This is a genomic window from Phreatobacter sp. (assembly GCF_030691135.1).
GTDB lineage: Bacteria > Pseudomonadota > Alphaproteobacteria > Rhizobiales > Phreatobacteraceae > Phreatobacter.
In genome coordinates this window covers 157,013-179,875 of sequence record NZ_JAUYFA010000085.1, presented here as the reverse complement: position 1 = coordinate 179,875, position 22,863 = coordinate 157,013, and the positions used below count along the sequence as shown (strand labels likewise).

The window sequence follows — 22,863 nt, the reverse complement described above, 5'->3', positions numbered from 1 at the left end:
GCGGGGGCGCCCGCCCGGCTCACGCCGGGGCCGCGGCACCGCAGGCGGCGCCGCCCAGCACGCAGAAGGTCGCGCAGGAGCGATGGGCGAGCGGCACGGCCACCGCCGCCTCGGCGAGGGTGTGGCCGAGCTCGAAGCGGGAATCATAGGCGATGAGCGTGCAGGCGAGCACCACCGGCGCCTCCGCCCCCTTGCGGCGCACGACCATGCGCGCGGTGGCGCACATGACGTCGTCCGGGCTCTTGTGCAGGATGTTCCAACAGGCCTCGGTGATCTCCGGCGGATCGGCCTCGGTCCCCATCTCGGGAAAGATCACCAGGGCGACCGGGTCGTCGCAGGCAATGGCGATGCCTTCGTCCGCGAGCATCCGCGCATAGCCGGCGCGCGCGTCGCCGCCCGCGTCATCGCCGAGACGGCGGCCGGCGAGTTCCAGCCGGAAACCCTCACGGGAGAGGAAGCGCAGCCCCTCCATGGCCTTGCGGAAGGCGTCGGGGCCGCGCTCGGCGTCGTGCACCGCGGCGCGGTAATCGTCGAGCGAGACGCGGATGCGCAGCCTGGCGCCATAGGTGTCGCGCAGCCGCAGCAGGTCGGCCTTGTGGCGCATCATCGGCCGCATCGCATTGGTGAGGACGAGCGTCTCGTAGCCGGCGGAAAGCACCGCCTCGAGGATCGGGATGATCTCGCGGTTCATGAAGGGCTCGCCGCCGGTGAGGCCGATCATGGTGACGGGCAGGCTGTCGCGGCGGATTTCGTCCAGATAGGAATGCACATCGGCGAGCCTCAGATAGGCCAGCTGGTCGTTCTTCGGCGAACTCTCGATGTAACAGTTGCGGCAGGTGATGTTGCAGAGCGTCCCGGTGTTGAACCAGAGTGTCTCCAGCCGCTTCAGCGCGACCGCAGCGCGGCGCTCACCCTTGGCGGTAATGGCCGGATGTTCGAACTTGCCGATGTTCCGGCCTGTAGGCTCTCGCAGTGACTGCTCCAACGGGGTCCACTCCTCCTCGGGTCTCGTCGGCCATTCGCGGTCCCGACACCATTCGTTACGCCGGGAGAAGGTCTTGGTGTCACGAGGCCGAGGCCTGTTTCAAGCCGGAGGGGGCGCGACGGCCACACGTTCATGTGAGAGGCGAAACAAAAGCGCCGATTTTCCCGAAGGCAACATGTCGCAGGCCGATGGGTTCAGCATGCGATGTCGACCCGCAGGCCTGTTGACCTGCAGCCCCGGACCGGTCGATCCGCCGCGTGCCGGCGGCCAGCGACCCGACGAATGGACGAAGACATGACGGATGCGACGATCGGCATCGGCCTCATGGCCAAGCCGCCACGGCCGGGGATCGCCAAGACACGCCTTGCCACCGGCATCGGCGACGGGCCGGCCGCCGCGCTGGCCGGTGCCTTTCTCAGGGACAGCGCGGGCGCCGTGGCCGCAGCCGCAGGGCGGACCGCCCTCGCCGCTTCGGTCTTCTTCCGGCCCGCCGATGCGGCTTCCGAACTCGCGGCGGTCATCGGTCAGGACTGGCCGCTGGTGCCCTGCGACCACGGCGAACTCGGCGCCACCATGTGGTCGGCGCTCACCCAGCTTCTGGCGTGGCATCCGGCCGGGGCGATGGTGATGGGGACCGACCTGCCGCTGCTCGCGCCGGAGGTCCTGGTGGCGGCGGCGGACATCCTGCGCCGTGGCGGCGCCAGGGACGTGGTGATCATGCCGAGCCCCGACGGCGGCTATGGCCTCATCGGCGTCACCTCGGCAGCGGCGGCGCCGCTCTTCGCGCCGATGGCCTGGAGCACAGCGGGCGTGCTGGCTGAAACGCTGCGGCGGGCGGCGGCAAACGGGCTCCACGTCCACCTCCTGCCCGAACAGAACGACGTCGACGACGCGGCTGATCTCGCCTGGCTGAGGTCGGCACTGGCAGCCGCGCCGGAGGCGGCGCCCGCGACGCGTGCGGCGCTTGCCCGTCTCGACGGGGACATCGGGCATGGCTGACCACCACATCGCCCTCGTCGGCGGCGGCCATACCCATGTCCAGGTGCTGCGTGAATTCGGCGACCGGCCGGAGCCGGGGGCCCGCCTGACGCTCGTCACCGACCGCGTGATGACTCCCTATTCCGGCATGCTGCCCGGCCATGTCGCGGGCGTCTATTCACGGGCCGAGATGCATATCGACCTCGAAGGGCTCGCCCGGCGCTGCGGCGTGGCCCTGTGCCGCGGCACCGCCGTCGGCATCGACCGCAAAAGCCGCGAGCTGCTGCTCGCCGATGGCGAACGCCTCGCCTATGACACGCTCTCCCTCAACCTCGGCATCACGCCCGACCTCACCGGCATCGCCGGTGCCGACCGGCACGCCATTGCGGTCAAGCCCATCAGCGGCCTGCTGCAACAGCTCGACACACTCTTTGCCGGCGAAGCTGTGCCGCGCCGCATCCTGATGGTCGGCGGCGGCCCGGCAGGCGTCGAGATCGCGCTGGCGCTGCGCACGCGGTTTCAGGCTCAGGCGGCACAGCCATGGATCGCCATCGCCGCTGGCGATGCGGTGACGCCCTCGCTCAATCCGCGCATGCAGCAGCGCGTGCGCGCCGCCCTCGCCCGGCGCGACGTAACGCTTCTCGCCCCCTGCCGTATTGCCGAGGTCCATCCGGAGGGCGCCGTGGACACGACAGGGCAGCGTATCGCCGCCGACGCGGTCATCGTCTCGACGGCCGCCCGCGCGCCAGCCTGGCTGGCGACCACGGGACTGCGCCAGGCGGCCGACGGCTCGGTGCTGACCGCTGACACCCTCGCCAGCGTGACCGACGGCGCCATCTTCGCGGTCGGCGACTGTGCCGCGATAGAAGGCGACCGGCGCGAGAAGGCCGGCGTCTTCGCGGTCCGGCAGGGCCCGCCGCTGATCGCCAATCTGCGGCGCCGCGTCCGCGCCGAACCGCTCGGGTCCTATCGCGCCCAGCGCGACTATCTCGCCATTCTCGCAACCGGCGACGGCAGCGCCATCGCCGGACGCGGCCGCTGGCTCGCGGTCGAGGGGCGCTGGGTCTGGCGCTGGAAGGACTGGCTCGACCGCAGCTTCATGGCGCGGTTCGCGGCCGGGTCGCCAGGCTGAACGCCGGCCGCCGTCAGGCCCGCCAGATCTGCCGGCGCGCCCGCACCTTCTCGAGAAGCTGCGCGGCCTCGGCCTCGTCTGTCGGCGCACCGACTGCGAAGCCCCGGGGCTGGGGCGCACGCGCCACCCAGCCATAGGCCTCCACCACCGGGGCGCTGGCGTGATAGAGCGCGGAGACCGCAAGAACGAGCGCCTGGAAGGCCGCCGGCTCGGCGGTTCCGACCGTCTCGACGAGACCGGCGCGCGTCCCGGTATCGGCGGCGACGAAGGCGGCCTCGCCTCCCGCCGCCGCGGCGATCGCCGTCAGCACGGCGCCGTGGCGCGTCAGGACGGCAGTGGCGTCGAGGCCCGCGCGGCTGGCCGGCGGGATGGCCCCGAGGCCGGGAAACAGCGTGTCGAGAACAGTGTCGTCGAAACTGGCCTTCATGCCGCTGCCCTCGCGAGATCGTCGGCGACCTTGGTCGCGACAGCACCGATGGTGGAGCCGGGATTGACCGCCGCCGAGGTGGTGAACAGGCTGCCGTCAGCGACGATCAGGCCGCTGACGCCATGGACCCGGCCGCTGCCGTCGGTGACCGAAGTGGCGGGATCAGTGCCCATCCGGGCGGTGCCGAGCAGGTGCCAGCCGGTGAAGGGGGCGAGCGGCACCCGCACGGTCTCGACGGCGCCGGCGGCGCGCAGCATCTCCTCGGCCCGGTCGAGCCCGAAATCGAGGGCGCGGCGGGAATGGTCGGAGAGGCGGTAGACGACCTTGACGCCGGGAAGGCCGTCGGCGGCGGTCTCACCGGTCAGGGCGACGTGATTTTCCGGCTCGGGCAGGTCCTCGTTGACGACGAGGATGGCCATGGACCTTCGGAACTCGCGCAGCAGGGCGGCATGCGCCGCGGTGCCCCAGGGCTCGGCGAGACGCGCCGCCTGGACCGCCAGCGGGTTTTCCCGGGTGGCCTGGAGATGGACGCCGCGGACGAAGCCGCGGGAGCGGTCGGTCTCGTAGAACTCATGGCTGTAGATGGAGCAGCCGGTCGGGCCTACGGGACCGTCGAGGTCCTCGGCGAAGAAGCCGCGGACATAACCGGCGCCGTGATACATGAGATTGCGCCCGAGAGCCGGCGCGGTCACGCCGGAGGCGAGCAGCAGGCGCGCCGTCCCGACTCCGTTGCCGGCTACCACCACCGTCCCGGCGGGCTGGAAGACGTCGCCCCCGGCCGTGCGATAGGTGACGCCGGTGACCCGCCCGGCGGCGATCTCGACCTGCAGCACGACCGCCCCGGTGCGCATCTCGACGCCGCGGGCGATGGCCTGAGGCCAGTGGGTCATGTCGGTCGAGGCCTTGGCGCCGGTGACGCAACCCTGCTGGCAGGGGCCGCAATGGTTGCAGGCCGGACGGCCATCATGGACGCGGCTGTTGATCGCCGAATCGACCGGCCACCAGTGCCAGCCAAGGCGGTCGAACCCGCGGGCCGCGGTCATGCCGAGCTTGCCGAGGGCGATGGGCGGCATGGGGCGTTGGGGCTTGGGCGGATAGGCGGGGTCGCCGGCGAGACCGGCAATGCCGAAGCGGGCATCGTTGAGGTCGTAGAAGGGTTCGAGATCGGCATAGGTGAAGGGCCAGTCGTCGCCGACGCCGTCGAGGGTCCGGGTGCGGAAATCCGAGGGGTGGAAGCGCGGGAAATGGGCCGCCCAGTTGACCGTGGACCCGCCGACGCCGCTCCACATCAGCGGCTTGAAGTCCGACTGGCTGTCGTCGACGGCGTAATCGGCCGAGGGGGCCAGGCCCCCGGCCGCCAGCCGGACATTGGGGGAAGTCGCATAGGGCCCCAGCACATCGCGCTGGAAATCGGCCTTGTAGGCGGGCAGCGCGGCGCGATCGACCCAGCCGCCGCGCTCCAGCACGACGATGGACAGGGAGGGGGCTTCCTCGGCGAGGTGTCGGGTGAAGGCGGCAGCGCCGAGGCCAGCACCAACGACGACGACATCGACAGGTTCGAGACGCTTCATGGACACGAGGCTCCTCCCGGACAGGACGCCATCCTTCGACCTTCCGAACGGCAAGGCAAGTCGGCCTTACGCAGGGGGAGTTAACCGACGGCTGGCGTGCGGGCCGCCCGGAGCGTTCGGAACCCCGCAAATGCATCGCGGCCATGCGGAAGGCGCGGTGGTCCTGCCGGGCCGGAGCGTCGATTCAGGATCTCTGAGCCGAACCGCAACCGAGGGTAGACCGACATGACATTGGCGATGAGCTGGAGCGAATGGGCCCGCCACGATGCGACCGCCCTCGCCGAGCGCGTGCGGAAGGGCGACGTCACCGCGACCGAACTCGCGGCCCAGACCAGCGCCGCGGTCGCCGGCCTCAACCCGGCCCTCGATGCGGTGGTGGAGATCTTCGACGACGTCGTCGCCGACCCGCTGAAGGACGGCATGGACCCGGCCGGCGTCTTCGCCGGCGTGCCCTATCTGATGAAGGATCTCGGCCCGACGCTGAAGGGGCGCCTGCAGGAGATGGGCTCGCTGCTGATGCAGGGGAATGTCGCGACCACCGACAGCCATCTCACGGGGAAGATCCGCAAGGCCGGCCTCAACATCATCGGCCGCTCGACAACGCCGGAATTCGGCGTCTGCAGTTCGGCGGAGAACACGCTCTGCGTCACCCGCAACCCTTGGGACACCGCCTACACGACCTGCGGCTCCTCCGCCGGATCGGCCGCCATGGTCGCGGCCGGGGCGACACCGATCTCGCACGGCACCGACGGCGGCGGCTCGATCCGCATCCCGGCGGGGGTCAACGGCCTCGTCGGCCTGAAACCTTCGCGCGGCGTCTTCTCGATCGCTCCGGGCGGATCGGACCTCGCCAGCGTCGTGTCCTCGCAGGGCTGCCTCTCCCGTTCGGTGCGCGACACGGCGGCCTTCGTCGACCATTGCCGCGGCGGCGCGCCGGGCGAGTTCATGCCCTACTGGAGCGCCAACGAGCCCTATGGCGACCTGATCCGCCGCGACCCCGGCAAGCTGCGCATCGCCATGTCGCACGAATGGGGACCGTACCGGGCGAGCCCGGAGATCGTCGCCGAGCTCGAACGGGCAGGTCGCTTCCTCGAGGACCTCGGCCACCATGTCGACTGGGCCGTGCCGCCCATCGACCTGGCCGCAGCCTTCGCGGCGCAGACGACCTGCTACATCACCAATTTCGCCCAGACCATCGCCCTGCTGCTCGAGCCGCGGGGCCTGACGCGGCCGCCGGAGGACAAGGTCGAACCGATGAACGTGCGCCTCTGGGCCGCCGGCATCGACGCCACCTATTCCGAGCGCACGCGGATGCAGCTCGCCTTCAACACCGCCTCGCGCGGCTTCGGCGCCTTCTTCCAGGACTGGGACATCATCCTGACGCCGACCATGGCGAAGCCGACGCCGCTCATCGGCACGCGCGACTATCTGACGGTGAGCGAGAACCCGTCGGTCCACGACTGGTTCGCCAATCTGTGGGCGATCTTCGCCTATACGCCGCTGTCCAACCTGTGCGGCATCCCCGGCCTGTCCATCCCGTTCGGCCACCTGCCGAACGGGCTTCCCATGGGCATCCAGCTGCAGACGCGGCAGGCCGGCGACGGCCTGCTGCTGCAGGTGGCGGCGCAGGTCGAGCGGGCGCTCGGCGGGCAGTGGAACGGCGGCGCGGTGCCCGCCCATCACGTCACCGCGCTCTAGGAATCGGGGAACGATTGCCGGTCGCCATGCGTTGCCCAATCAGTGCAACAGGAGGAGGCCCCTTATGGCTGACGGCAAGACGATGAACCCCGGCGCGAGCGTGACCGATTTCGCCAGCGCGGCGCAGACGCAGCTCAAGGCTGCGGGCGTGGATACCGAAGTCATGGCGAACCGCGCCGGCGACCTGCAGAAGATGCTGCGCGACGAGATCACCTCGCGGCCCTTCCAGGCGCTCGCGGTGGCGGCTTTCGTCGGATTTCTCTACGGCATGCGCCGCTAACGCACCGCCCCCGACCCGGACGACCTACCGATGGAGCGGCCCTGCGGGGCCGCTCCTTTTTGTGGCGTCCTGCCGGCGCGATCGTCGGCGACCCGCCAAAGCAAGGAGCCGCCGAGGGAATTTCCCCGGGCAGCTCGTCGTTGATCTGACCGGACCGTCGGGTCCGGTCGGATCAGCTTCCGCCTTTCGCAGGGGGAGCGGACACGGTCCTGCCGGGCTGCGCGAGCCAGTAGCCGACGGCGATGGCGGCGCCGACGATCATCAGCGGCATGAGCGACGAGGGGTGACGGCTGACATGCTTCAGCGCCTGCTGCCCGGCGACGGCGGCGGCATGCGGGCCGATGCCCATGCGGTCGAGGCCGCGTGCAGCGGCGCGGATGTGATCCGGCGCGGATTCCATCGCCGACTGGACCTGGCTGCCCTCGCGGCCGATCAGGCGGGCGAGGGAGGACAGCTGTTCCATCGCCTCGTCGGCGAAGCGTTGGGTGGGTGAGCGGTTGTCGAAGAACGAAAACATGCGGGATCCTCCATGGGTCATCCCATCAACCTGCAGAGATGCGCACGGTTCCGCCCGTTCGGCGCGGCGTCGCCCTGGGAACGTCGGACACATTCGTCCGCCGCGCGGGAACCTTCCGCATCGCCAGCACTTCCCCTCTGACCCCTTGGGACGAACAGGAGTTTGCAATGTCAGACACGGTTGCCACCCCGCAGGACGTCTTCGACCTCGTCGAAGCCGTCCGTATCGGAATGCTCGTCACCTCCCGCGAAGGCTCGCCGCAAATGCGCGCCCGTCCCATGGCCACCCATGTCCTTGCCGAGGAGGGGGCCATCTATTTCCTGACCGATGTGGCGGGGCGCAAGGACGACGAAGTCTTCAAGAACCCCCATGTCTGCCTCGCCTATGCCGACCCGAAGAGCGAGCGCTATGCCTCGATCTCCGGCATGGCGACCGTCTCGAACGATCGCGCCAAGATCCGGTCGCTCTGGTCATTCTTCGCCAAGGCCTGGTGGGACAGCCCGGACGATCCGGCGATCCGCCTCGTCCGGGTCGTCCCCGGCGATGCGGAAATGTGGAAGGGTTCGGGCCGGCTCGCGACGGCGATCAAGATGGCGGCGGCGGTGGTGACCGGCTCGCGTCCCGATCTCGGCGAGAACGTCAAGGTGAAGATGGCCTGAGGCCTGGCGGCAGAGGCCGCGACACCGTCGCGGCCTCATGCGGTCGACGGGATCGTCAGGGCAGGATCGGCATGGGATTCGGCGGCCCGCGACCGTCACCTTCGCGGTCGCCGGGCATGATCACGTCCGGCGCGTCGAAGAGGCGCGCCTCCGGCAGGATCACGTCATTGTCGATCTGGACCTGGCGGTCGGGCATCCGCACGGGGCCGCCATCGACGACAGGCGATGCGGGACGCGGGCTGGTATCGGGCAAATCGGTGGGCATGGGTGAAGCCTCCAGGCTTTGCGGTCTCGGCAGGAGCCGCGGCGCGCCGGATCGCGCACCGGGTCTGCGGATGCAACGAACGGGAGAGCCTGGCGTTCCCTCTCCGCCGGAAAAACCGGGTGCGGCGGTCGCGGACGGAAGCGCCCGCGGCGCCAATGGAGGGGGTCTGACGGTGACGGGAGGAGTGGTGCCGCCTATAGGATTCGAACCTACGACCCCCTCATTACGAATGAGGTGCTCTACCAGCTGAGCTAAGGCGGCAATCGGGCTGGCTTTTAGCCCCGGGTGGTGCGTTTGGCAACAGGCAAGGCGTGTCAGCCCAGCAGTTTCAGCCGTGTGATGCGGCTGGGATTGCCCTCGGCGAGGAGAATGTCGCCGGAGGGCGTGCCGTAGAGGCCGTGGGCGCCGTTGAGCATGGGCCGGCAGCGGCCGATACGGGTGCCGTCGGGTGCGATCTTGGTCAGGCTCGGCACCATGTCGGTGATATAGGCGCAGCCCTCGGCGTCGCCCCAGATACCGACCGGCTGGTAGAAGTCGTGCCAGGTGTCGAGGTGCTGACCCGCCCCGTCGAAGACCTGCACCCGGTTCCAGGTGCGGTCGATGACGACGACCCGGCCGTCGGCGAAGGTCCAGAGCGAATGGGGCCAGACGAACTGGCCGTCCTGCGACCCCTGCCCGCCCCAGCTCTGCACATGCTGGCCGTTGGGCGAGAAGCGATGGACGAGCGCTGCGCCATAGCCGTCGGCGACGTAGATGTCGCCCCAGGGCGCCACGGAGACGTCGGTGGGATGGTTGAAGGGGGAGAAGGGCCGGCCACGCTGACCGAGCTGGCCGACGCGCTCGCCCGCCGTCGTGAACCAGATGATCTCGTGCATGTCGCGGTCGACGGCGATGAGATGGCCCGAGGGCGTCGCCGTCAGCATGTGCGAATCGGCGATGGCCTCGCCGCCCCAGCCGGCGATGTAGCGGCCTTCCGGGTCAAGCTCGATGACGCGCGGATCGGCGGGATGGACCAGCGGGTCGTGGCGCAGCATGACGAAGACATGGCCGCGCCCGTCCACCGTCACATCGGTGACGAAGCCGGTATTGGCCGGCCATGAGCCGAAGGGCCGCTCGACGCGGTAATGCCGGTCGCCGAGCGCGACGTTGAGCTCATGGGGCATGACGTTTCCTCTGCGGCGCGGACCTCAGCCCTGGAAGGGATGGGTCTTCGCCCAATGCTGCGCGATATCGAGGCGTCTTGTCACCCAGACACCCTCGTGGGACTGCACATAGTCGAGGAAACGGGCAAGGCCGGCCGCCCGGGCCGGATGGCCGATGAGGCGCATGTGCAGGCCTACCGACATCATTTTCGGCTGGGTGCGCCCCTCGGCATAGAGCATGTCGAAGGCGTCCTTGTGCCATTCGAAATAATCGCCGGAGGTGGCGAAGAACCCGGTGCCGAACTTGCCGTCATTGTTGACGAGGGAATAGGGCACGACGAGATGCGGCTTGCCGTCGACCTGCGTCCAGTAGGGCAGTTCGTCGTCATAGGCGTCGGAATCGTAGAGGAACCCGCCCTCCTCGACGACCAGCTTGCGGGTGTTCACGCTGGGCCCGTAGCGGCAGTACCAGCCGAGCGGGCGGTCGCCGACGGTGGCTTTCAGGGATGCCACAGCCTTGCGGATGTGCTCGCGCTCCTCGGCCTCGTCGAGCTCGTAGTGCTTGATCCAGCGCCAGCCGTGGCAGCAGACGTCGAAGCCGGACGCGCGGATGGCGGCGGCGGCCTCGGGGTTGCGCTCGATGGCAAGCGCGCAGCCGAAGACGGTCATGGGCAGCCCGCGCTCCTGAAAGAGGCGCATCAGCCGCCAGAAGCCGACGCGGCTGCCATAGGCGAACATGCCCTCGCCGGCGAGGTCGCGGCCCTTGACCGGCATGTTGAGGCTGCTCGATTCGGTCAGCGCCGTCTCGGTATAGCCCTCGCCATCCTGGACGGAGGGCTCGGAGCCCTCCTCGTAGTTCATGACGAAATTGATGGCGATGCGGGCGCCGCCCGGCCATTGCGGGTTCGGCGGGTTGGCGCCGTAGCCGATCAGGTCGCGGTCATAGGGCACGGTCATGACGGGGCTCCAGCGAGATCAGGCGCTCACGCGGCGGGTGAGACCGGTGAACCGGTCCATCACCACCATGAGCAGGAGTATGGCGACGATGAGGACGCCGGCGATGGCCGCGATGCGGACATCGAGGGTGGATTCCATCATGCCCCACATGCGGATGGGCAGCATGGAGGTGCGCGCCGTCGACAGGAAGAGCGAGACCGGGACGTTGTCCATGGAGGCGATGAAGGCGAGGAAGGCACCGGCCGCGATGCCGGGCGTGATCAGCGGCAGGGTGATGCGGCGGAAGGAATAGAACCGGCTGGCGCCGAGATTGGCGGAGGCCTCGAGCAGCGCCGGGTCGAGCTGGGTGAGGCTCGCCAGCGTCGTGCGGAAGACGAAGGGCGCGATGACCACCAGATGGCCGGCGATCAGCAGGTTCAGCGAGGGGCGGATGCCGAGCACGGAGAAGAACATCAGCGCGGCGAGGCCGTAGGACAGGGTCGGCAGCACCAGCGGCGACAGGAAGCTCGCCTCCAGCGCCCGCGCCGAGGGGCGGCTGACGCGGGTGATGGCGAGCGCGGCGAGGACCGAGAGGACCGAACCGATCACGGTCGCCCAGCCGGCGACCCAGAGGCTGTTCAGCGCGGCGGTGTGGATGGGCGCCGAGCGGACGGGGTCGAAGAGCTCGCCATACCAGCGCAGCGACAGGCCCGGCGGGGGGAACCTCAGGGCCTGGGTCGTGGTGAAGGAGGTGGCGATGACGATGAGGACGGGCGCCACAAGGATGAGGATAGCGATGCCGGCGATGAGCCCGACTGTCAGGTTGAAGGAGATATCGGCGGGGGTGGAGCGCTGCGACATGGGGGCCTTCAGGTCGTCCTGGCGAAACGGCCGAGCCAGCTCAGCGCCATGATGCCCGTGAGCACCGTGAAGAGAAGGGTGAGGGAAGCGACCGCCGCGAAGGGCCAGTTATAGACCACCATGGACTGCTGCCAGATCAGCGCCGGCAGGTAGACGAGGCGCGCGCCGCCGATCACCGACTGCGAGATGAAGGCGGTGGTGGCGGAGGCGAAGACGAGGGTCGCCCCGGCGATCCAGCCCGGCAGGGTGAGCGGCAGGATGACCCGGAAGAAGGTGCGCCACTTCGAGGCTCCCAGCGCCCGGGAGGCGTCGATGAGATTCTGGTCCAGCTGGTTCATGATGGCCAGCAGCGGCAGCAGCATGAGCGGCATCTCGATCTGCGTCAGGGCGAGGACCAGGCCGAGCTCGGTCTGCAGGAGGTTGAGGGGCGTCGCGGTGAGACCCAGCCCCATCAGGGTCTGGTTGATGACGCCCTCGCGGGCGAGGATGACGATCCAGGCGAAGGTGCGGATGACCACCGAGGTCAGGAGCGGCATCAGGATGATGAAGATCAGCACCCGCTGCATCCGCGACGACGAGGCCCGGAACACCAGCGCCAGCGGATAGGCGAGAATGGTGGTGGCGACGACGGCGAAGACACCGAGCTTCAGGGTGTCGAAGATGACCTTGAGATAGAAGGCGTCGGTGTAGAACTTGACCCAGCTGTCGAACCCCAGGCGTGTCTGCTCGGCATCGGCGTAGAAGCTGATGCCGAGCAGGATGAGGAATGGCGCCGCGAAGAACACCACATAGGTGAGGCCGAGCGGCGCTGCGAGGCGCCACTCGACGGCATCACGGACGGGCGAGGCACCCGTTGCGGCTGCGGCTGCGGACATGGGATGCGCGCCTTACTTCGTGATCTCCTTGTTGAACCGCTCGATCCAGGCGGCCCGCTGCGGATTGATCTTCGTCCAGTCGTGGGTGACCATCTTCGCCAGGTCGTCGATCGACTTGACGTCGAGGGTGTCGACGAAGGTCACGTCCTTGTTGATCGGGATCATGTTGTAGGGGCTGCGCTGCAGCAGGTTCTGCACCTCGGCCGAGATCGCCGTGTCGATGTACTTGTGGGCGTTGGCGATGTTCTCGGCGCCCTTCACGATGTGAAGGGTCGTCTGGAACGTGATGGCGCCAGAGGCCGGCGTGGCGAAGGCGATGTCGACGCCGCGGCCCTTGAGGATCGCGACCGTGTTGGTGTTGGTGTACATGACGTCGATCTGGCCCTGCTGGAACAGGCCGGGCATGGCCGCCGGCGCGGCGACGGCGGCGACCTTGGACACGGCCTTCTTCAGCTCCGTGAAGATCGGCTCCATGTTGGCCTCGGAACCGCCGAAGGCCTTGCACATCTCGATCAGCGACACGGTGCCGAAGGTGGTCTGGAAGCCGGTGAGGCCGAGGCGCTCGACGAAGGGCGACTGGAACAGGTCGGTCCAGGACTTGGGCGCGGTCGGGAACTTCTTCGGATTGTAGGCGATGCCGACCACTTGGGCATTGCAGGTGACGGCGTGGGAGGTGATCAGGCCGGCCGGCACCTTCGGCGCATTGGACAGCTTGGTGATGTCGACGGGCTCGAACAGACCAGCGGCACGAGCGGCGGCGGCCGGGCCCGGATCGAGCACGAAGCAGTCGAAAGGCGGCACGCCGCGGGCGGCGCGGACCTTGGCGACCTGGTCGACGGCGAAGAGGGCATCGAAGGCGATGTCGACATTGGCGGCCTTCTTCAGCGCCGGGGCGACGACGGCGCGATAGGCCTCCTCCCAGGTGCCGGGATAGATGGCGGCGGTGACGCTTCCCGAAGCGCGGGCGGCACCTGGTATGAGGCCGGCGAGGCCGAGCGCGCCGGCGCCGGCCAGAATGTCGCGACGATTGAGCTTGGTCATGCGGGAACTCCTCGGGAACGGCCGGTCAGGGCTCAGGACGATGCTGCGGGAAAGAGGGAGGGACGGGCATGCGGGGCCAATGCCGCGAAAGCCGTCCCAGGGCCGGTCGACAGCGCACCGGGGCGGCGCGGCATGGCGATCTTCATGGCTTCGCCGCCGGCGGCGGTGGCGTCGTGGATCAGCGCGCCGCCAATCGGCAGGCTGAGCTTCAGGGCGACGGGGAGACGGTCCGGCGCGGCCTCGTCGGCGAGCACCATCTGTTCGGGACGGACGGAGACGAGCACCGGCGCGCCGGCCTCGAAGCGGCCCTTCGAAGTCAGCTTCCAGACCGCGCCGGACTCCAGCGCGACCCGGTAGCCCTCGGGCCCGATGGCTTCGACGCGGCCCTTCAGAAGGTTGCTGGAGCCGATGAAATTGTTGACGAAGAGCGTAGCCGGCTCGTCGTAGATCTCGACCGGCGAACCCAGCTGCTCGATCTTGCCGTGGCTCATCACCGCGATGCGGTCGGCAATGGACATGGCCTCGTCCTGGTCGTGCGTCACCATGATGGCGGTGAGGGAGAACTGGCGCTGCAGGCGCTTGATCTCGATCTGCATGTCGAGGCGCAGGTTCTTGTCGAGGGCGGCGAAGGGCTCGTCGAGAAGCAGGATGCGCGGGCGGATGGCGAGGGCCCGGGCGAGCGCCACGCGCTGCTGCTGGCCACCGGACAATTGCCGCGGCTTGCGGTCGGCGAAGCCTTCCATGCGCACGGTCGCCAGCATTTCGGCGACGCGATCGGCCTGGACCGCACGGCTCTCGCCGCGGGCCGCGAGGCCGTAGGCGATGTTCTCCGCCACGGTCATGTGGGGAAACAGCGCGTAATTCTGGAAGACGATGCCGATCTCACGGCGGTTCGGCGGCAGTTCGTCGATCGACCGGTCGCCGATGATCACCTTGCCGTTGGTCTGGGAGATGAAACCGGCGACGATGCGCAGGAGCGTGGTCTTGCCGCAGCCCGACGGGCCGAGCAGGGCGACGAGTTCGCCGCCCTTGACCTCGAGCGTCACGTTGTCGACGGCAAAGCCCGTCCCATAGCTGTGGGTCACGCCGTCCAGCGTCAGGGGCTGCGCGGCCTGGACCGTCGCGGTTTGCTGGGATGCCATCGAGGGGAGGATCTCCGGAACTGTTCCCCGTGAGCCAGCAACCGTTATGCCAAGTGCCGCAGCGGCAGCCCCGGGGGCCGGCCCGGAGGCATCGTCCGGCCCCGTTCGCGGTCAGGGCATCGACAATGTGTATGCACGCGACCATGCACCATCCCCGTCGCCCGATACGGCGTTCGTCCCAGCGGCATCGGAATTCTCCAGCGAGAGCCTGCTAAATGCTGCATTTTTCACCACTGCCCTGCACTTTTTTTGTTCTTGCCTATTTTGTGATCCAATAGTTTCGGCCTTCGGGCCGGCGGCACATGTCTTGCTGCCACCGGATCGGGCAGGCCGCGGCGCCGGACCCACATCCTGGAGGATTGCCATGACATCGACCGCAGGCCGGCCGGGCCGCGGCACCGCCGCGGGCGCGGTCATGCCGACCGGCCACGGCGAGAACGGCCGTGACCTCACCGGCTATGGCGGGCAATGGCCCGACCTGCGCTGGCCCAACGGCGCGCGCCTCGCCGTCTCGCTCAACATCAACCTCGAGGAAGGGGCGGAATGGCAGGTGGGCGACGGCGATCCGGTGAGCGAGCGCATGGGCGAGGTGATCAGCGTCGTGGAGCCCGGCACCCGCGACCCCGGCCAGGAGCAGATCTTCGCCTATGGCACGCGCGCCGGGTTCTGGCGCATGCTGGAGGCCCTAGAGATGCGCGGGATGCAGGCGACCTATCTGTGCTGCGGGCGGGCGGTGGCGCGCTCCCCGGCCCTGCTGGCGGCGGCGCTATCCCGCGGTCACGAGGCGGCCGTCCACGGCTGGCTCTGGCGGCCGCATGCCGATTATCGCAGCCGCGAGGACGAGGCCGCCGATCTCGACCGCTGCATCGCGGCGATGACAGCGGCGGGCGGCGACAGCCCCGCCGGCTTCTTCTGCCGCGGCGCCGAAAGCGCCTGGACCCGCGGCCTCCTGATCGAGCGCGGGTTCGCCTATACGTCCAACGCCTTCGACGACGACCTGCCCTACTGGGACCTGTCCGGGGCCCGGCCGCTGGTGGTGGTGCCCTATGCGCTGGATTCCAACGACATGAAGTTCTTCCATCCCAACGGCTTCGTGCGCGCCGGCGACATGGTCGACTATATCGACGATGCGCTGGAGGTGCTGCTGGCGGAAGCGGCGCGCGGCAGGCCGCGCCTCCTCAATATCGGCTATCACCTGCGGATCGTCGGCCGCCCCGGACGGTTCGCCGCCTTCTCCCGGGTTCTCGACCGCCTCGCCGGCCTCGGCGACCGGGTCTGGGTGGCACCGCGCGCGGCGATCGCGGAGGCCTTCGCCGCAGCCGTTCCGGCGGGGTCGTGATGCGCCTTCTGCTGATCAATCCCAATACCAGCCAGGCCACCACTGCGGCCATGGTCGGCATTGCGCGCGAAAGCATGCCGTCTGTCGAGATCGACGGCCTGTCGGCGCCCTTCGGCGTTCCGCTGATCACCGGGCCGACGGCACTGGAGATCGGCCGGCAGGCCGTCAACGCCCTGATCGCCGGTCGCCCGCCCTTCGGCTATCAGGGCATCATCATCGCCGCCTTCGGCGATCCCGCCCTGTCGGATCTGCGCCAGTCGGTCGCGGTGCCGGTGACCGGCATCGCCGAGGCCGGGATGGCCGAGGCGGCCCGGCACGGCCGGTTCGCGGTGGTGACGACGACGCCCGAACTCGCACCGGCGATCGCCGAGCGCGCCGAGGCCTATGGGCACGGCGACCTCTTTCTCGGCACCGCGCTGACGGAGGGCGACGTCCATCAGGTCATGGGGAACCGGCAGGGCCTCGCCGACGCCCTGCGGGAGGCCTGCGAGCGGGCGGTGCAGGAGATGGGGGCGCAGGCCCTCGTCATCGGCGGCGGCCCGCTCGCCGTCGCGGCAAGGGCGATCGCCCACAGCCTGACGGTGCCGATCATCGAACCGGTCCCGGCCGCGGTGAGGCTGGCGGCCCGACGGGCCGGGTGGTCCAGCCATTCCACCTAGCCGGATCAGGAGCGTGCGCTGACAACATGATGCCGCGAGGAAAGTTCCCCCGCGGCATGTCGAATTCCGGCGGCACCGGTCTTTCGGTTCAGGCGACCTTGCGCTCCGAGCGACGATCGAAAAACAGCGCCTGGCTGATCGCCGCCTTCACCGCCTCGGGCTGGAAGGGCTTGGTGATCAGGAAGGCCGGCTCCGGCCGGTCCCCGGTCAGCAGCCGCTCGGGATAGGCGGTGATGAAGATGACCGGCAGATCGATGGTCTCGAGGATCTCGGCGACAGCCTCCAGGCCGGACGAGCCGTCCGCGAGCTGGATATCGGCGAGGACGAGACCCGGACGCTTCTGCTTGACCAGCGCCACGGCTTCCTTGTGGGTGCGGGCGATGCCGGTCACCGAATGGCCGAGCTCCTGGACCAGGGTCTCGATGTCGAGGGCAATGATCGGCTCGTCCTCGATGATGAGGACGTCGGTGGCGACCTGCTCGGCGATCTCGCGACCAGCCTGTTCCACCAGCGCTGCCGCCGCCTCCGTGTCGACGTCGAGGACCGCCGCGACGTCCTGGAGAGCGAAGCCTTCGACGGTCCGCAGCAGGAAGGCCTGGCGCGGCCGCGGCGTCAGCGCTTCCAGGTTGCGTTCGACCGCTCCCTGACGCGCCCCGCCGCCCCGGGCCGCGGCCATGTTCACCGGCATGGACGACCACAGCTTGAGGAAGATGCGATAAAGCGCGATGCGGGCGGGAACGCCGCGGGGAAAGGTCGAGGGGTCGGCGACCAGTGCCTCGAGGGTGGCGACGACATAGGAATCGCCTCCGGCCTGCGTGCCGTTCAGGGCCCGCGCGAAGCGGCGCAGATAGGGGAGATGCGGTGCGATTTCCGCAGCGATTGTCATTCTTCACTCCTGTCGAATATGCCTCAAACCAGCGCGGAACCCTTTGGTTTGGCAAGTTTTTTATTTTTTGTTTTGGCAGGAACCATTCACTGGGACGCACGTTCTGGGTTGGATCAGGCGCGCGCTCACGAGGCGTGTAGGGAGAGCTCGATGGGTGAGATGCCGGACCACGAAGACAAGAGCGAGGACAAGGATGCGGCGGACATCGTCCTCGACCCGCGCATCCAGGAGGCGATCGGCAAGTCGCTCAAGGCCCATTACGACGACCTGATCCAGGCGCCGGTTCCCGATCGCTTCCTCGTGCTGCTCGCCGAGCTCGAAGCGAAGGAGCGGCGCGATGGCCAGTGACGAATTCCGCGAGGGCCTCATCGCCGAACTGTCCAACCTGCGAGCTTTCGCGGTGTCGCTCTGCGGCTCCGTGCAGCAGGCCGACGACCTCGTTCAGGAAACCATGCTCAAGGCCTGGGGCAATTCGGAGAAGTTCCAGCCGGGCACCAGCCTGCGGGCCTGGCTCTTCACCATCCTGCGGAACACCTACTACTCGCTCTATCGCAAGCGCGGCCGCGAGGTTCAGGACAGCGACGGCACCTATGCCCAGCGCCTGACGGTCTCGGGCGAACAGGAAAGCGCGCTCGACCTCGCCGATTTCCGCGTCGCCCTCGCCAAGCTGTCGGAGGAGCACCGCGAAGTCCTCATCATGGTGGGCGCCAGCGGCCTCTCTTATGAAGAAGCGGCCGAGATCTGCGGCGTCGCCGTCGGAACTATCAAGAGCCGCGTCAACAGGGCCCGTGCCAAGCTCGCCGATCTGCTGGGGATCACCAGTGTCGACGAGATCGGACCGGACCGGAACACGGTCGCCGTCACCCATCAATCTCCCGCGGATATGGCACGTACCTGAGCGCGATGAACGTCACCGCATTCCGCACCGTCAGGGGCCGCCTTCTCGCCTTGATGGTCCTCGTCATCGTTCCCATCGCCGTGATTACGGCGGTGACGGCGGTGGCGACCTATCGCTCGGTCCTGTCCTCGATCGAGGCGTCCCAGTTGCAGACGGTCGGACACTTCGCGGTCAGGACCCGCGTCTGGTACCGGGAGTCGCTCCGCGTCGTGCTGGCGGCGACGGCCAGCGTCGCAGCCGTCGACGCTTCAGCGGAGCAATGCCTCGCCATCGCTCGCCGCATCGTCGGCGACAATCTCGGCGTCAGTGCCATTGCCATCCGGGCGGGCGAGAGGCCTGGCTGCAGCGCGAGCCAGGACGACATCGTCTCGGCGGAGGAGATCCGCGGGGTGATCGAGACCTACCGCACCCGCACACGCACCGCGACCTGGATCGGCGCCGAGCTCGCCGATACCAGCTACGGCGTGATCCTGCTCGGCGCGCGGCGGTTCATGGTCATCTATGCCAGGCGCGCCAACGGACCGCACAACCAGGTGATGGAATCGCTGCTGCTGGTCAGCGCCGACATCATCGATCGCGCCTTCGACCTCGGAACCGTCAATCCCGGTGTCACCGTCGGCATCGTGCGCGATTCATCGGAGGTGGTCGTGGCCCGCGGCGTCAACGAGGACGACATGAGCTGGCTGCCGGTCGAAGGGCGCAGCGGTCCACAGCTCCAGAGATGGGTCTCCGCCAGCCGGTCCGGGATGACCGCGACCTACGGCTCGCAGCTGGTGGCGGAGCCCGATCTTTATGTTCTCGCCCGTTTCGACCAGCAGGCCGAACGGGCGGCCTTCCTGCAGTTCATCGCCCTCCTGCTGACGCCCCTCGTCACGCTGACGGTGCTTTTCGCCGTCTATTCGCTGGCGATCGACTCGAACATCGTCCGCTGGATACGGGGCATCGAAGCGGCTGCGGTCGCACGGGCGTCCCAGCAGCCACGGCTCGCGCCGGTCGAGCCGACCATGCCGGACGACATGCGGCGGGTGTCGGAAGCCTTCAACGCCCTGGTCACCGACCAGGCCGAGCGGGTGGAGAAACTGAACCTCACCATCGGCGCCAACCGCCACCTGGTGCGGGAGTTGCACCACCGCGTGAAGAATAGCCTGCAGGTGGTACAGAGTTATATCAGTCTGGCGCGCCGGCAGCAGGACGCCGCGCATCGGCCGGTTCTCGCCGCGATCGAGGCCAAGGTGCAGGTGCTGTCGAGCGCCTATCGTCACGCCTTGGCGCTGGGCGAGATGCGCCCGGTCGAACTGAGGCCGTTCCTCGACGAAGTCTGCGGCATGCTGAACGGCCTGATGCAGGCGGGCAGGCCATGGATCTCGGCGGTCGCGCCCGAGGATGTCGCGCTCGTCGTCGACCGGGCCATCCCTCTCGGCCTGCTCGTCGTCGAGATCGCATCCCACGCGATGCAGGATGGTCATGCCGACCATGTGGCGGTGGAGATCACCTGCGGTCGCGCGGGACATCTCATCCTCTCCGTCATCACCGACGACCGCCGCATGGGCGCGGTGGAGACGAAGATCGGCCTCGGCCTCCTTCGGCAGATCGGTGCGACACGGACGGAAGATGCGGCCGGGACGAGCGTCGGCCGCTGGGACGTGCCGCTCTGAGCGGTTCAGGCCGTCAGGCGACGTTCGAATAGGTCTGGGTGCTGGCGATGTCGACGCCCACCGACAGGCTGATCTGCGCGCCGACGGGCCCGACGAAACTACCCGCCACCGGCGAGGCATCCCAGGGCACCCGCGCCACCGCGACGCGGATCAGGTGGGGATCGGCCACCAGGGCGTTGGTCGGATCGAACTCGACCCATCCGTCGCCGGGAACGAAGACCTCGGCCCAGGCATGGGTCAACCCGACCGCGGCCCGGTTCGACGGATCGTCGTTGGCGCTGTTGTGAAGATAGCCGCTGACGAAGCGGGCGCCATAGCCGAGGCGCCGCACGGCCTCGATGAAGAGCCAGGCGAGGTCGCGGCAGGACCCCGACCGGACCGACAGGGTCCGGGACGGCGCCTGCGTCCCCTCCTCGAACCGGACGGAATAGCCGAAGCCGGAATGGATATGGCGGGACAGGCGTGCCAGCGGGTCCTCGTCGGCGGCGCCCTGCGACAGGACCTCGGCGATCCAGGCGGCCAGCACGCCCTCGTCGTCGCCGGTGGCCGGCGTCATGAAGGGCTGCAGGACGATGCGCTCGCCGTCGGCATAGTGGGGAACGAACAGGGCGCTCGCCGAGGTGCGCCCGCGCGGGAAGGCCGAGGCGTAGCGGCGCAGCACGAGCCCGCTGGTGATCTCCAGCCGGTCGGCCTTGTCGGCGAAGGTCGCTACGGCGACGGTGTTGCCATAGACGTCGTGCGACCAGTGCAGCTCGGCCCGCGGAAAGATCTCGATCTGCGTGTCGAGGATCCGCATGTCGAAGCTGTCCCGCGGCCGGAGCATCAGCTTGTGCGGGCCGAACTGGACAGCTCCGGCATATCGGTAGGTGGTGACATGGCGAACGTGAAGGTCCATGGCGAATGGTCGTCCTGTGCCGCGGATCGCGAGCCGAACCCTATCCGACGGCCGCCGACGGGGCAAAAAAGAAGCCGCCATAGGCGGCTTCAGTGAGAGGTCCACATCGCGGGAAGGGCAAGCGATGATCGGGGGAACAACGTCCGTTCCCGGCTTCGGTTCCCTTCCCGCGGCAGGCTTTGCGCGTCTCGGCGGCGCACCGCCGCTGAGGCGGCCTCACGGATTGGCCAGAAGCTTCCACAGCGACTTCCGCAGCGGGCTCGACTGCATGTGCGCGCCGGCCGGGCGGCGGACGAGCGTCACTTTCCGCGTGTGGAAATCCTCGAGGCCGGGGCGGTGGCCGACGCTGATCAGCGTCGATCCCGCGAGCTCCTTCTCGAACAGCGAGAGCAGGCTGTCCTGGCTGCCCTCGTCGAGTGCCGCCGTCGCCTCGTCCATGATGATGATGGGCGGCCGGTGGATGAGCAGGCGGCAGAAGGCGACCCGCTGGCGTTCGCCGCCGGAGAGGACGCGGTCCCAGTCGTCCTCCTCGTTGAGCCGCTTGACCATGTAGTCGAGGCCGCAGCGCGCCATGGCGGCGCGAATGACGTCCTCTGTGACCGGCGCATCCGATTCGGGGTACAGAAGCACGTCCTTCAAGGTGCCGCGGGGCATGTAGGGCTTCTGCGGCACGAAGGCGTAGCGGACATTCTTCGGGAAGGCGATCCGGCCGGAACCCCAGGGCCAGAGGCCGGCAAGAGCCCGGATGAGCGTGCTCTTGCCGGTTCCGCTCTCGCCGGCGATCAGCACCTTCTCGCCCTGTTCGATGCGGATGGAGGCGTCGTCGATGACGATGCGGCCGTTGCGATGGGCGAGGGAGAGATTGTCGATGTGGATGGCGTCGTCGTCGCTTTCGCCGAGCTGGATCTGCTGCTCGTCCTCCATGATGGCGCCGATGTCGACCTCTTCCAGCGTCTGGGCGAATTCGTCGACGCGCACCACCGAGGCATACCACTCGGAGAGACGGACGAAGTTGTCGACGAACCAGATCAGCGCGGCCTGCACGGCGCTGAAGGCCGCGGCGACCTGCATGACGGCGCCGAGCGACAGGTCGCCGGACAGGTATTTCGGGGCGGCCAGCAGCAGCGGCACGATGGGAAACAGGGCGCCGTTGGTGTTCAGCACGAGGGCGAGGAAACCCTGGCGCCGCACGACCGCCATCCAGGCCACCACGACGTTCCTGTAGGTGTCGCGCACCGAAGCCCGCTCGTCGGCGTCGCCCTTGATGAGGGCAATGCTCTCCGCGTTCTCGCGGAGCCGCGTCATCTCGGCACGGAAGAGCGCCTCGGTCTCGTTCTTGTCGGCGACCTTGCCGACCAGGGCGCGGCCGACGAAATAGGCCGCCAGCGACGCGACGACCGCATAGACCACGGCGGCGATCGCCATATAGGCGGGAATGAAGACCGTTCGACCGGCGACCTCGAAGGTGATGGAGCCGGCGACGGTCCACAGGATCGCCGCGAAAGTCAGCGCCGTCACGGCAGCCGAGATGAGCCCGATGGCGAATTCGACCAGCGGCTCGGTGGAGATGCGGACATCCTCGGCGATGCGGAACTCCGGGGCCGAATGTTCCGTCGCCAGGAAGCCGAGCCGATAGTAGCGCTGGTCGGCGATCCACCAGCCGGCGAGCTTGTTGGTCAGCCATTCGCGCCAGCGCACCTGCAACAGCATGCGCGAGACGACCAGGCCCGACATGGTGAAGGATGCGACGCCGAGCAGCAGCGGCAGGAGGCTGACCGTCGTGACGACAGCGCCGACGTCCTTTCGCTCGAGCGCGTCGAAGAACAGGCGATTCCAGCCGTTGATTCCGACCTGGGCGGCGATCTGGGCGAAGGCGAAGGCGAGGACGACGATCGTCAGAAGCCAGGCCCGCCGTGCCGAAGGGCCGGTCCAGAACCCCCGCGCCATGGCGAAGAACGCGCGTGATCGCGACCGGATCGGGGTCTCGGCGGGTTCGTCTGGCGTCGTGTTCATGAGGCATTC

At 68.7% G+C, this 22,863-nt stretch carries 24 protein-coding genes and 1 tRNA gene; 10 read left to right on the top strand and 15 right to left on the bottom strand.

Annotated elements, in window-relative coordinates:
• Nucleotides 1-19: 19 nt before the first annotated feature.
• Nucleotides 20-985, bottom strand: a complete 966-nt coding sequence (locus Q8O26_RS16215) for a radical SAM protein (RefSeq protein ID WP_305577414.1) — start codon at nucleotides 983-985, stop codon at nucleotides 20-22.
• A gap of 294 nt (nucleotides 986-1,279) precedes the next feature.
• On the opposite strand from Q8O26_RS16215, the gene Q8O26_RS16210 reads away from it, so the two are divergent.
• Nucleotides 1,280-1,984 carry a DUF2064 domain-containing protein gene (locus tag Q8O26_RS16210; RefSeq protein WP_305577412.1) on the top strand — a complete coding sequence of 235 codons (705 nt, stop codon included), beginning with the start codon at nucleotides 1,280-1,282 and terminating at the stop codon, nucleotides 1,982-1,984.
• Complete coding sequence (locus Q8O26_RS16205) at nucleotides 1,977-3,095, top strand: FAD-dependent oxidoreductase (RefSeq protein WP_305577410.1); 1,119 nt, start codon at nucleotides 1,977-1,979, stop codon at nucleotides 3,093-3,095. The genes Q8O26_RS16210 and Q8O26_RS16205 overlap by 8 nt, the downstream gene beginning before the upstream one ends.
• Before the next feature lie 13 nt (nucleotides 3,096-3,108).
• On the opposite strand, the gene Q8O26_RS16200 is transcribed toward Q8O26_RS16205, so the two are convergent.
• Complete coding sequence (locus tag Q8O26_RS16200) at nucleotides 3,109-3,522, bottom strand: hypothetical protein (RefSeq protein WP_305577408.1); 414 nt, start codon at nucleotides 3,520-3,522, stop codon at nucleotides 3,109-3,111.
• A complete protein-coding gene (locus Q8O26_RS16195; protein WP_305577406.1) occupies nucleotides 3,519-5,093 on the bottom strand; it encodes a GMC family oxidoreductase in 1,575 nt (524 codons plus the stop codon). Before Q8O26_RS16195 ends, Q8O26_RS16200 begins: the two co-directional genes overlap by 4 nt.
• Before the next feature lie 225 nt (nucleotides 5,094-5,318).
• Between Q8O26_RS16195 and Q8O26_RS16190 the strand changes: the two genes are divergently transcribed.
• Both Q8O26_RS16190 and Q8O26_RS16185 read left to right on the top strand, forming a co-directional pair.
• Nucleotides 5,319-6,791, top strand: a complete 1,473-nt coding sequence (locus Q8O26_RS16190) for an amidase (protein WP_305577404.1) — start codon at nucleotides 5,319-5,321, stop codon at nucleotides 6,789-6,791.
• Between the two features lie 64 nt (nucleotides 6,792-6,855).
• Nucleotides 6,856-7,071 (top strand): hypothetical protein, encoded by a 216-nt coding sequence (locus tag Q8O26_RS16185; protein WP_305577402.1) that lies wholly within the window; start codon nucleotides 6,856-6,858, stop codon nucleotides 7,069-7,071.
• Nucleotides 7,072-7,243: 172 nt separating this feature from the next.
• Here the strand turns inward: Q8O26_RS16185 and Q8O26_RS16180 are convergent, their stop codons facing one another.
• Entirely contained in the window at nucleotides 7,244-7,588 is a 345-nt protein-coding gene (locus Q8O26_RS16180; RefSeq protein ID WP_305577400.1) for a hypothetical protein, read from the bottom strand.
• 167 nt (nucleotides 7,589-7,755) lie between these two features.
• Between Q8O26_RS16180 and Q8O26_RS16175 the strand changes: the two genes are divergently transcribed.
• A complete protein-coding gene (locus Q8O26_RS16175) occupies nucleotides 7,756-8,247 on the top strand; it encodes a pyridoxamine 5'-phosphate oxidase family protein (protein WP_305577398.1) in 492 nt (163 codons plus the stop codon).
• Nucleotides 8,248-8,302: 55 nt separating this feature from the next.
• Here Q8O26_RS16175 and Q8O26_RS16170 read toward each other — a convergent pair whose 3' ends face one another.
• The 8 genes from Q8O26_RS16170 to Q8O26_RS16135 form a co-directional block, all read right to left on the bottom strand.
• Nucleotides 8,303-8,512 (bottom strand): hypothetical protein, encoded by a 210-nt coding sequence (locus Q8O26_RS16170; protein ID WP_305577396.1) that lies wholly within the window; start codon nucleotides 8,510-8,512, stop codon nucleotides 8,303-8,305.
• A gap of 185 nt (nucleotides 8,513-8,697) precedes the next feature.
• Nucleotides 8,698-8,773, bottom strand: a tRNA-Thr gene (locus tag Q8O26_RS16165).
• Between the two features lie 53 nt (nucleotides 8,774-8,826).
• Nucleotides 8,827-9,675 (bottom strand): hypothetical protein, encoded by an 849-nt coding sequence (locus Q8O26_RS16160; RefSeq protein ID WP_305577394.1) that lies wholly within the window; start codon nucleotides 9,673-9,675, stop codon nucleotides 8,827-8,829.
• A 24-nt stretch (nucleotides 9,676-9,699) separates the two neighbouring features.
• Nucleotides 9,700-10,611 (bottom strand): allantoinase PuuE, encoded by a 912-nt coding sequence (locus Q8O26_RS16155; protein WP_305577392.1) that lies wholly within the window; start codon nucleotides 10,609-10,611, stop codon nucleotides 9,700-9,702.
• 18 nt (nucleotides 10,612-10,629) lie between these two features.
• On the bottom strand, nucleotides 10,630-11,451 hold the full coding sequence (locus Q8O26_RS16150; RefSeq protein WP_305577390.1) for an ABC transporter permease: 822 nt from the start codon (nucleotides 11,449-11,451) through the stop codon (nucleotides 10,630-10,632).
• Between the two features lie 8 nt (nucleotides 11,452-11,459).
• Nucleotides 11,460-12,326: an ABC transporter permease gene (locus Q8O26_RS16145; RefSeq protein ID WP_305577388.1), complete on the bottom strand. Its 867-nt coding sequence runs from the start codon at nucleotides 12,324-12,326 to the stop codon at nucleotides 11,460-11,462.
• Between the two features lie 12 nt (nucleotides 12,327-12,338).
• On the bottom strand, nucleotides 12,339-13,367 hold the full coding sequence (locus Q8O26_RS16140) for an extracellular solute-binding protein (protein WP_305577386.1): 1,029 nt from the start codon (nucleotides 13,365-13,367) through the stop codon (nucleotides 12,339-12,341).
• Between the two features lie 32 nt (nucleotides 13,368-13,399).
• Nucleotides 13,400-14,509, bottom strand: coding sequence for an ABC transporter ATP-binding protein (locus Q8O26_RS16135; RefSeq protein WP_305577384.1), 1,110 nt, complete (start codon nucleotides 14,507-14,509; stop codon nucleotides 13,400-13,402).
• Between the two features lie 364 nt (nucleotides 14,510-14,873).
• Between Q8O26_RS16135 and Q8O26_RS16130 the strand changes: the two genes are divergently transcribed.
• Together Q8O26_RS16130 and Q8O26_RS16125 are read left to right on the top strand one after the other, a co-directional pair.
• Entirely contained in the window at nucleotides 14,874-15,848 is a 975-nt protein-coding gene (locus Q8O26_RS16130) for a polysaccharide deacetylase family protein (protein ID WP_305577382.1), read from the top strand.
• Nucleotides 15,848-16,507, top strand: a complete 660-nt coding sequence (locus Q8O26_RS16125) for an aspartate/glutamate racemase family protein (protein ID WP_305577380.1) — start codon at nucleotides 15,848-15,850, stop codon at nucleotides 16,505-16,507. Before Q8O26_RS16130 ends, Q8O26_RS16125 begins: the two co-directional genes overlap by 1 nt.
• Nucleotides 16,508-16,595: 88 nt before the next feature.
• On the opposite strand, the gene Q8O26_RS16120 is transcribed toward Q8O26_RS16125, so the two are convergent.
• The gene (locus Q8O26_RS16120) at nucleotides 16,596-17,393 is read right to left on the bottom strand and encodes a response regulator (RefSeq protein WP_305577378.1); all 798 of its coding nucleotides are present in this window, start codon (nucleotides 17,391-17,393) and stop codon (nucleotides 16,596-16,598) included.
• A gap of 150 nt (nucleotides 17,394-17,543) precedes the next feature.
• Between Q8O26_RS16120 and Q8O26_RS16115 the strand changes: the two genes are divergently transcribed.
• Genes Q8O26_RS16115 through Q8O26_RS16105 form a run of 3 tightly spaced genes read left to right on the top strand, consistent with a single transcriptional unit; the run spans nucleotide 17,544 to nucleotide 19,946 of the window.
• Complete coding sequence (locus Q8O26_RS16115) at nucleotides 17,544-17,741, top strand: NepR family anti-sigma factor (RefSeq protein WP_305577376.1); 198 nt, start codon at nucleotides 17,544-17,546, stop codon at nucleotides 17,739-17,741.
• The gene (locus Q8O26_RS16110; protein ID WP_305577374.1) at nucleotides 17,731-18,291 is read left to right on the top strand and encodes a sigma-70 family RNA polymerase sigma factor; all 561 of its coding nucleotides are present in this window, start codon (nucleotides 17,731-17,733) and stop codon (nucleotides 18,289-18,291) included. The genes Q8O26_RS16115 and Q8O26_RS16110 overlap by 11 nt, the downstream gene beginning before the upstream one ends.
• Nucleotides 18,292-18,296: 5 nt before the next feature.
• Nucleotides 18,297-19,946: a sensor histidine kinase gene (locus Q8O26_RS16105; protein WP_305577372.1), complete on the top strand. Its 1,650-nt coding sequence runs from the start codon at nucleotides 18,297-18,299 to the stop codon at nucleotides 19,944-19,946.
• A gap of 13 nt (nucleotides 19,947-19,959) precedes the next feature.
• On the opposite strand, the gene Q8O26_RS16100 is transcribed toward Q8O26_RS16105, so the two are convergent.
• Nucleotides 19,960-20,841, bottom strand: a complete 882-nt coding sequence (locus tag Q8O26_RS16100) for a transglutaminase family protein (RefSeq protein WP_305577370.1) — start codon at nucleotides 20,839-20,841, stop codon at nucleotides 19,960-19,962.
• A gap of 216 nt (nucleotides 20,842-21,057) precedes the next feature.
• A complete protein-coding gene (locus Q8O26_RS16095) occupies nucleotides 21,058-22,854 on the bottom strand; it encodes an ABC transporter ATP-binding protein/permease (RefSeq protein ID WP_305577368.1) in 1,797 nt (598 codons plus the stop codon).
• Between the last annotated feature and the right edge of the window lie 9 nt (nucleotides 22,855-22,863).

Bases quoted from the DNA above. Each gene is read 5' to 3' on its own strand.
- Q8O26_RS16120 (WP_305577378.1), bottom strand. From the start codon at position 17,393: ATGACAATCGCTGCGGAAATCGCACCGCATCTCCCCTATCTGCGCCGC.
- Q8O26_RS16205 (WP_305577410.1), top strand. From the start codon at position 1,977: ATGGCTGACCACCACATCGCCCTCGTCGGCGGCGGCCATACCCATGTC.
- Q8O26_RS16200 (WP_305577408.1), bottom strand. From the start codon at position 3,522: ATGAAGGCCAGTTTCGACGACACTGTTCTCGACACGCTGTTTCCCGGC.
- Q8O26_RS16100 (WP_305577370.1), bottom strand. From the start codon at position 20,841: ATGGACCTTCACGTTCGCCATGTCACCACCTACCGATATGCCGGAGCT.
- Q8O26_RS16140 (WP_305577386.1), bottom strand. From the start codon at position 13,367: ATGACCAAGCTCAATCGTCGCGACATTCTGGCCGGCGCCGGCGCGCTC.
- Q8O26_RS16115 (WP_305577376.1), top strand. From the start codon at position 17,544: ATGGGTGAGATGCCGGACCACGAAGACAAGAGCGAGGACAAGGATGCG.
- Q8O26_RS16185 (WP_305577402.1), top strand. From the start codon at position 6,856: ATGGCTGACGGCAAGACGATGAACCCCGGCGCGAGCGTGACCGATTTC.
- Q8O26_RS16195 (WP_305577406.1), bottom strand. From the start codon at position 5,093: ATGAAGCGTCTCGAACCTGTCGATGTCGTCGTCGTTGGTGCTGGCCTC.
- Q8O26_RS16190 (WP_305577404.1), top strand. From the start codon at position 5,319: ATGACATTGGCGATGAGCTGGAGCGAATGGGCCCGCCACGATGCGACC.
- Q8O26_RS16110 (WP_305577374.1), top strand. From the start codon at position 17,731: ATGGCCAGTGACGAATTCCGCGAGGGCCTCATCGCCGAACTGTCCAAC.
- Q8O26_RS16180 (WP_305577400.1), bottom strand. From the start codon at position 7,588: ATGTTTTCGTTCTTCGACAACCGCTCACCCACCCAACGCTTCGCCGAC.
- Q8O26_RS16175 (WP_305577398.1), top strand. From the start codon at position 7,756: ATGTCAGACACGGTTGCCACCCCGCAGGACGTCTTCGACCTCGTCGAA.
- Q8O26_RS16160 (WP_305577394.1), bottom strand. From the start codon at position 9,675: ATGCCCCATGAGCTCAACGTCGCGCTCGGCGACCGGCATTACCGCGTC.
- Q8O26_RS16150 (WP_305577390.1), bottom strand. From the start codon at position 11,451: ATGTCGCAGCGCTCCACCCCCGCCGATATCTCCTTCAACCTGACAGTC.
- Q8O26_RS16105 (WP_305577372.1), top strand. From the start codon at position 18,297: ATGAACGTCACCGCATTCCGCACCGTCAGGGGCCGCCTTCTCGCCTTG.
- Q8O26_RS16210 (WP_305577412.1), top strand. From the start codon at position 1,280: ATGACGGATGCGACGATCGGCATCGGCCTCATGGCCAAGCCGCCACGG.
- Q8O26_RS16125 (WP_305577380.1), top strand. From the start codon at position 15,848: ATGCGCCTTCTGCTGATCAATCCCAATACCAGCCAGGCCACCACTGCG.
- Q8O26_RS16135 (WP_305577384.1), bottom strand. From the start codon at position 14,509: ATGGCATCCCAGCAAACCGCGACGGTCCAGGCCGCGCAGCCCCTGACG.
- Q8O26_RS16145 (WP_305577388.1), bottom strand. From the start codon at position 12,326: ATGTCCGCAGCCGCAGCCGCAACGGGTGCCTCGCCCGTCCGTGATGCC.
- Q8O26_RS16170 (WP_305577396.1), bottom strand. From the start codon at position 8,512: ATGCCCACCGATTTGCCCGATACCAGCCCGCGTCCCGCATCGCCTGTC.
- Q8O26_RS16095 (WP_305577368.1), bottom strand. From the start codon at position 22,854: ATGAACACGACGCCAGACGAACCCGCCGAGACCCCGATCCGGTCGCGA.
- Q8O26_RS16130 (WP_305577382.1), top strand. From the start codon at position 14,874: ATGACATCGACCGCAGGCCGGCCGGGCCGCGGCACCGCCGCGGGCGCG.
- Q8O26_RS16155 (WP_305577392.1), bottom strand. From the start codon at position 10,611: ATGACCGTGCCCTATGACCGCGACCTGATCGGCTACGGCGCCAACCCG.